Source organism: Actinoplanes aureus (assembly GCF_015704865.1).
In the GTDB taxonomy this organism is placed as follows: domain Bacteria; phylum Actinomycetota; class Actinomycetes; order Mycobacteriales; family Micromonosporaceae; genus Actinoplanes; species Actinoplanes aureus.
The window spans coordinates 124,782-131,716 of sequence record NZ_JADQTO010000028.1 but is presented as its reverse complement, the minus strand read 5'-3'; the positions used below and the strand labels follow the sequence as shown (position 1 = coordinate 131,716).

Sequence of the window (6,935 nt, the reverse complement as noted above, 5' to 3'; positions counted from 1 at the left end):
CCCCCGCTGGGGGTCGCCCCTCGACTGCTTTTGTGTGTCTGCTCCCTAGTAACTTTGTGTGTCGAGGCATGGCCGCCCGTACCGAGGGCCCGCCGCCGTACTGGAAGGAATGATCCGTGACTACAGGACCGCAGGACAGCGGCTCCAGCAACCGCGACGACGATCGTCGTCCCGGCCGCGGTCGCGACGGCGACGGTGACGCACGCCGCGGCGATCGGGGCGGCTACCAGGGTGGCAACCGTGGTGGAGACCGCGGCGGCCATCAGGGCGGCGGTGACCGTGGCGGCTTCCGCGGCGGCGACCGGGACCGGGGTGGCTACCAGGGTGGCGACCGCGGCGGTTCGCGCGGCGGCTACCAGGGCGGCGGCGACCGCGGTGGCTTCCGCCGGGACGACCGTGGCGGCTCCTCAGCCGGCGGCGACCGTGGCGGTTCGCGCGGTGTCGAGCGCGGCGGGGACCGTGGTGGTTACCAGGGCGGTGGCTCCCGTGGTGGCTATCAGGGTGGCGGTGAGCGCGGCGGGTTCCGTGGCGGTGACCGGGACCGGGGTGGCTACCAGGGCGGCGACCGTGGCGGTTCGCGCGGTGGCTACCAGGGTGGCGGTGACCGTGGCGGCTTCCGCGGCGGTGACCGGCCGCAGGGTGGCGACCGTGGTGGCTATCAGGGTGGCGGCGACCGCGGCGGGTTCCGTGGTGGCGACCGGCCGCAGGGCGGCTTCCGTGGCGGTGACCGGCCGCAGGGCGGCGACCGTGGTGGTTTCCGTGGTGGCGACCGGCCGCAGGGCGGCGATCGTGGCGGCTTCCGTGGTGGCGACCGTGACCGTGGTGGCTATCAGGGTGGCGGCGACCGCGGCGGGTTCCGTGGCGGCGACCGGGACCGGGGTGGCTACCAGGGTGGCGACCGTGGCGGTTCGCGCGGTGGCTACCAGGGTGGCGGTGACCGTGGCGGCTTCCGCGGTGGTGACCGGCCGCAGGGTGGCGACCGTGGTGGGTTCCGTGGCGGTGACCGGCCGCAGGGCGGCGATCGCGGCGGCTACCAGGGTGGCGGCGACCGTGGTGGGTTCCGTGGCGGCGATCGGCCGCAGGGTGGCGACCGTGGTGGGTTCCGTGGCGGTGACCGTCCGCAGGGCGGCGACCGTGGCGGCTTCCGTGGTGGCGACCGTCCGCAGGGCGGCGATCGTGGCGGCTACCAGGGTGGCGGCGACCGGGGCGGGTTCCGCGGCGGTGACCGGCCGCAGGGCGACCGGGGCGGCTTCCGCCGGGACGACCGCGGTGGGTACCAGGGTGGTGGCGACCGCAACCGTGGCGGTGACCGGGGCGGCTTCCAGAGCGACCGGGGTGGCTACCGTGGTGGCGACCGTCCGCAGGGCGGCGGCTTCCGTGGTGGCGACCGGGACCGGGGCGGCTACCAGGGTGGCGGCGACCGCGACCGTGGCGGATACCAGGGTGGTGGCGACCGGGGTGGGTTCCGGGGCGACCGTCCGCAGAGTGGCCCGCGGGAGAGCTTCCAGGGTGACCGGGGCGGCTTCCGTGGTGGCGACCGTCCGCAGGGCGGTGGCTTCCGGGGTGACCGGGACCGTTCGTTCGGCGACCGCCCGCGTGGCGACCGGCCGTTCAACGACCGCTCGCGGGGCGACCGTCCGCAGGGTGACCGTCCGCAGGGTGACCGTCCGGGCGGCTTCCGCAGCGATGACCGCAGCCGTGGCGGCGACCGGGACCGTGGTGGCTACCAGGGCGGCGGCGACCGTGGCGGCTTCCGCCGGGACGACCGCGGTGGTGACCGGGGTGGTTTCCGTGGTGACGACCGGGGTGGCTTCCGGGACAACGGTGCCGGGCACGACCGTCAGGACGAGCGGGACGCCGGGCAGCCGGTCTTCCAGGCGCCGGAGATCCCCGAGGAGATCCAGGCGACCGATCTCGACCAGGAGGTCCGTGCCGAGCTCGTCGCGCTGGCCCGGGACGTCGCTGACACGGTGGCTCGCCACCTCGTCGCGGCCGGCCAGATCATCGACGAGGACTCGGAGCTGGCCCTGCAGCACGCCATCGCCGCGCGCCGGCTGGCGTCGCGGATCTCGGTGGTCCGTGAGGCGGTCGGTCTGGCGGCCTACGCGGTCGGTGACTGGACGACCGCGATCGCTGAGCTGCGTACCTACCACCGGATGACCGGGCGGCAGACGCACCTGGCCGAGCTGGCCGACTGCGAGCGCGCCCTGGGCCGTCCGGAACGCGCGATCGACCTGTTCCGTGGCGCGGACGTCGCGACCCTGGAGAAGGCCACCGCGATCGAACTGCTGATCGTGGCGGCGGGCGCCCGTGGTGACCTCGGCCAGCACGAGGCCGCCGTGGCGATGCTCCAGGTGCGCGAGCTGACCGGCGACGACGACGCCGAGTGGGCAGCGCGACTGCGGTACGCGTACGCCGACTCCCTGCTCGCGGCGGGCCGCCGTGAGGAAGCGCGGGAGTGGTTCGCGCGGGCCGCCGCCGTCGACGAGGAACAGCTCACCGACGCGGCCGAGCGGTTGCTCGAGCTCGACGGGGTCTCGATCGAGGGCGACGAGTCCGACGACGAGGACGAGGACACCGACGCGGCGCTCGGCGAGAGCGACCGGGCCGGGGCCGAGGACGCGGCGCTCGGCAAGAGCGATCGGGCTGACGACGACGAGGACGAGGACTCCGAGGCGGCGCTCGGCGAGAGCGACCAGGCCGAGGACGACTTCGACGACGAGGACGACGACGACTTCGACGACGAGTTCGACGAGGACGAGGACGACGAACTCGAGGATGACGAGCCTCGTCTCGCCGAGACCGACGTGAACACCGACCCGCTGGACGGCGAGGACAAGCCGGCGGTCACGGGTGTCACGGACTCGCTGGACAAGCCGTCGACGGACGAGGAATCGGACACCGCCGGTGTCACCGACTCGGTCGGCGAGCCGGAGCCGGCCGGCAGCTCGGCGGAGCCGGTGGTCAGCGGTGGAGTCACGGACTCGCTGGACAAGCCGGAGACGCCCGGCTCGACGGTCACCGGCGGCGGGACGGACTCGCTGGACAAGCCCGGGGACGAGTTCGTCGCCCGGAGCGAGGACGACCGGCCGTAGGCATGAGCGATCACCTCGCCGGCGACTACGACCTGGTCATCTTCGACCTGGACGGGGTTGTCTTCCTGATCGACAAGCCGATCCCGGGAGCGGCCGAGGCGGTCGAGCGGTTACGTGCGGACGGGACCGCGATCGCGTACGCGACGAACAACGCGTCCCGCCGTGGCACGGACGTCGCCACGCTGTTGAACGGCATGGGTGTAAGCGCGGAGCCGGCCGAGGTGCTCACCTCGGCCGGCGCCTCCGCGGCCCTGCTCGCGGAGCGGCTGCCGGCCGGCTCGCCGGTGCTGGTGGTCGGCGCGGACGCGCTGCGTGACGAGGTCCGCGACGCGGGCCTCACCCCGGTCGACAAGCTCGAGGACGAGCCGGTCGCGGTCGTTCAGGGGTACGGGCCGGAGGTCGGCTGGAAGATCCTCGCCGAGGCGGCGCTCGCGGTGCGGGCCGGGGCGACCTGGTTCGCGACGAACACCGACCGGACCCTGCCCAGCCCGCGCGGCCCGCTGCCGGGCAACGGGTCGCTGGTGGCGGTCCTGCGCACCGCCCTGAACCGGGAACCGGACGTGGTGGTCGGCAAGCCTCAGCCCGGCCTGTTCACGGCGGCGGCGACGCTGTCGAAGGCGGAACGGCCTCTCGCCGTCGGCGACCGGCTGGACACCGACATCCAGGGTGCGGTCGGCGCCGGCATGGCGAGCCTGCTCGTCCTCACCGGGGTCAGCGGGCCGGCCGAGCTGCTGGCCGCACCGCCGGAGCGGCGCCCGGCCTACGTGGCCGCCGACCTGTCCGGGCTGTTCCGTCCGGCGCAGGAGGCGGTGCTCCCGGCTCCCGGCGAGCGGGCTGGCGGCTGGCGAGTCACCCGTGACGGTGACCGGGCGGTCCTGGACGGCTCCGGTGACCCGGTCGACGCGTTGCGGCTGCTCTGCGGCGTGACGTGGGCGGGTGTGGCGCCCTCGGCGATCGAGGCCGGATCGGCGGACGCGGAAGAGCTGCTGCGGGCCTGGGGCGTCTAGGACCGCAGGGAGAAGCGGGGACCGGGCGTTTGCTCGTACCCCTCAAATGGGTGAACGCGCGGCTGCGGCCGCGCGTTTTCTATCTGCGCGGCCGGATCCGGGTTATGTCGGCCAGCATGTGCCCGGCGCTGTAGGCGGCGTCGTCGGTGTGGCGCTCCGCCTCAGTGGTGGGTTTGGGCGTGTATGTGTAGCGCCGCCGGGGTGGGGGCTCGTCGGGATCGATGTGCAGTAAGCCGTCGACGAAGGCCATCACCGGGCCGCTCATGTAGTCGAAGGCGGGCACAGCCACTTGTTCGCAGCGTTCGTGCAGGTCAGCGGCCGTCACCGTGTCGTCGATACGCGGGTGGCCGGGGCGGGGACGTTTCATGATCCCTCCCAGGGTCCTGTCGTCCTCTCTCCATCGTTGCACCGTTCGCCGCCGGAACGACCGGCGTTGCGCCTTCTGCGGGACAAGGACTCCGGGCACTCAGGAAGGGGTGAACCATTCCGGGGCGAACCTCGTAGTTCAGGTCGCTGGCGGTGTGATCAAAGGAGCTTGCGGAGCTTGAGCAGGTCGAACGGGTTCGCCTTGATGGAGATCTGCCGGGACGCGATGGCGCGGGTGACGTCCAGCCGGCCCTGGGTCAGCGCGATCAGGTCGTCGCTCGCGGCGATCAGAGCGATCTTCGCCCGGGGGTCGTCGCCGTCCGCGATGTCGACCAGCCGGCCGCCGGTCAGCCGGGCGTGGAAGGCCGTCTCCAGGTCGGTGACCCGGCAGGCGAGCGTCCGGTCGAGGTCGAGCTTGCCCTGGGTCTCCGCATTCGCGGCGAGTTTGGCGGCCAGATCGTGCAACGCCTGGCGACACTCGTCCACGGTGGCCATTCGCACCCTCCCTCACGACACCAGCACGGTACCTCAGGAAGTTGTCGGGGGTGCCCGGTAGCGTGGCACCCGACGCGGCGAGAGGAGGCGAGATCATGCCGGACGCATGGCGGGCGTATCTGGACCTGGCGCTCGGGCTTACGGAGGCCCCACGGAAGAAGGCGCAACAGGTCGCCGGGGAACTGCTCAACAAGGGCGGTGCGACGGCGGCGCAAGTTCAAGGACTGGTGGAGGACCTGGTCTCGGCCGGGATGGCGAACCGCGAGGCGTTGACGAACATCGTCCGCTACGAGGTGGACCGGGCGCTCGGGCGGGTCGGGCTGGCCACCGCCGATGAGGTCTCGGACCTGACCTCCCGCGTACACGATCTGGAACGGCAGCTGCGCGAGGCGCAGGCCCGGGCGACCGCGGCGGAAGGCACGACCGGCGGGACGCGGCTGGAGAAGCCCGCGCCGACGCCGCGCCCGGCCAAGAAGGCGGTCGCGAAGAAGGCGCTCAAGGCCAAGCCGAACGCGATGCCGGCGGCGGGGACGGTCCCGGCCGTGCCGTCCGGGAACGCGGCGGCCGTCGAGGTCAGCGCGCCCGCGGCGCCGGTGAAGAAGGCGGCGAAGCGTGCGCCGGTCAAGCGCGCTGGCGGCCCGGCTGAGAAGGCCGCGGCGACGCGTGCGGCGACGCGGGCTGGGAGCCCGCCGGCGCCGGCCGCGGGTTCGCCGGTCAAGAAGGCGGCGGCTAAGCGGGCGCCGGTGAAGGCGGCTGCGGGTGCGTCGGTGGATGGCGTGCCGGCGGCTAAGCGGGCGCCGGCGAAGGCTGCTGGGGGTGTGCCGGTGGATGGCGTGCCGGCGGCCAAGCGGGCGCCGGCGAAGAAGGCTGTTGCCAAGCGTGCCGAGGGATCTGTTGGTGCGGCTGAGCCGACGCCGGGTCAGAGCGGGCCGGCTGGGACTGCGGCTGCCCCGGTGAGCCCGGTCGTCGAGGCTGCGGCTGGTACCGAGCTGCCACCCGTGGCGCCGTCCTCGTCGTCTTCGGCGCCCTCGTCGTCTTCGGCGCTCTCGCCGGGTTCGGCGGCGGGGCAGTCGGCTGCTAGCGGGCCGGCCGTAGAAGCGTCGGCTTCCGGGTCGGCCGCGGAGGTGCCGGGTCCGGCATCGCGGGCGGCTTCGGTAGGTGCCGGGCGCGAGCAGACCTCGTCCGCCGAGCCGGAGCCGGCATCGCGGGCGGCTTCGGTAGGTGCCGGGCGCGAGCAGACCTTGTCCGCCGAGCCGGAGCCGGCATCGCGGGCGGCTTCGGTCGCTGCCGAGCGCGAGCAGACCTCGTCCGCCGAGACGGAGACCCCCACTGCGGCGGCGCGCAAGCGCGCGCCGCGGAACGCGGTCGCTGAGGGTGCCTCGCCGCGGAAGGCGGCCGATGCCGAGTCGCCGGGTGGGCGGGCTCGTAAGACGACGCCGCGGAAGGCGGTGGCCGGGGGCGTTTCGGGCAGGAACGCTACGCCGCGGAAGGCGGCCGATGCCGAGTCGCCGGGCGGCCGGGCTCGTAAGAACACGCCGCGTAAGGCGGCGGAGGACGGCGCTCCGGCGCGGCGCGGTGCCGCGGCCCGGACGCCGGCGAAGAAGGCCGCACAGGTGCCCAGCCAGTCGAAGCCGGCGGCGGAGGCAGTCAACAGCACCGAATCTCCGGAGGCGTGACCCCGTGACCTTCCCCAACTCCGCACAGCCGGGCCCACGTCCCGGGCCGCCGCCAGGTGGTTACCGTCCCGCGCCCCCGCCCGGTGGTTATCAGCCGCAGCGTGCGGGCATCGCGCGGCCGGACGGTGGGTTTGCGGCGGGTGGTGACCTGGGGGCTCTTCCTGCGGATGCGGATGGGGCTCAGCCGGCGGGGCAGAGCGCGGAGGACACCGGTCATCCCGCGGTGGACGCGGTGCTACGGTCGCTGGCCAACGCCGCGCGGCTCGCACCGGCCGAGCAGATCGCCGAGTACGAGG

5 protein-coding genes and 1 pseudogene are annotated in these 6,935 nt (G+C 74.1%); 3 read left to right on the top strand and 3 right to left on the bottom strand.

Translation table 11 applies throughout. The features are described 5' to 3' along the window. Positions 1-407: 407 nt before the first annotated feature. Entirely contained in the window at positions 408-1,982 is a 1,575-nt protein-coding gene (locus tag I4J89_RS39925) for a hypothetical protein (RefSeq protein ID WP_196419396.1), read from the bottom strand. Here I4J89_RS39925 and I4J89_RS50380 point away from each other — a divergent pair. Beyond that, positions 1,971-2,744 (top strand): annotated as a pseudogene (locus tag I4J89_RS50380) (Replicase polyprotein 1ab); the annotation flags it as partial. The gene I4J89_RS39925 and the pseudogene I4J89_RS50380 sit on opposite strands and share 12 nt — an antisense overlap. Positions 2,745-3,097: 353 nt before the next feature. Next, positions 3,098-4,102 carry an HAD-IIA family hydrolase gene (locus I4J89_RS39915; protein ID WP_196419395.1) on the top strand — a complete coding sequence of 335 codons (1,005 nt, stop codon included), beginning with the start codon at positions 3,098-3,100 and terminating at the stop codon, positions 4,100-4,102. 79 nt (positions 4,103-4,181) lie between these two features. Here I4J89_RS39915 and I4J89_RS39910 read toward each other — a convergent pair whose 3' ends face one another. After that, positions 4,182-4,469 (bottom strand): hypothetical protein, encoded by a 288-nt coding sequence (locus tag I4J89_RS39910; RefSeq protein ID WP_196419394.1) that lies wholly within the window; start codon positions 4,467-4,469, stop codon positions 4,182-4,184. 158 nt (positions 4,470-4,627) lie between these two features. Then, positions 4,628-4,963 (bottom strand): SCP2 sterol-binding domain-containing protein, encoded by a 336-nt coding sequence (locus tag I4J89_RS39905; RefSeq protein ID WP_196419393.1) that lies wholly within the window; start codon positions 4,961-4,963, stop codon positions 4,628-4,630. A gap of 95 nt (positions 4,964-5,058) precedes the next feature. Between I4J89_RS39905 and I4J89_RS50375 the strand changes: the two genes are divergently transcribed. Continuing rightward, entirely contained in the window at positions 5,059-6,639 is a 1,581-nt protein-coding gene (locus I4J89_RS50375; protein ID WP_230860397.1) for a hypothetical protein, read from the top strand. The last annotated feature ends 296 nt before the right edge of the window (positions 6,640-6,935 follow it).

What these genes read in the sequence shown, in the direction of transcription:
- I4J89_RS50375 (WP_230860397.1), top strand. Translation starts at nt 5,059, where the DNA reads ATGCCGGACGCATGGCGGGCGTATCTGGACCTGGCGCTCGGGCTTACG.
- I4J89_RS39910 (WP_196419394.1), bottom strand. Translation starts at nt 4,469, where the DNA reads ATGAAACGTCCCCGCCCCGGCCACCCGCGTATCGACGACACGGTGACG.
- I4J89_RS39905 (WP_196419393.1), bottom strand. Translation starts at nt 4,963, where the DNA reads ATGGCCACCGTGGACGAGTGTCGCCAGGCGTTGCACGATCTGGCCGCC.
- I4J89_RS39915 (WP_196419395.1), top strand. Translation starts at nt 3,098, where the DNA reads ATGAGCGATCACCTCGCCGGCGACTACGACCTGGTCATCTTCGACCTG.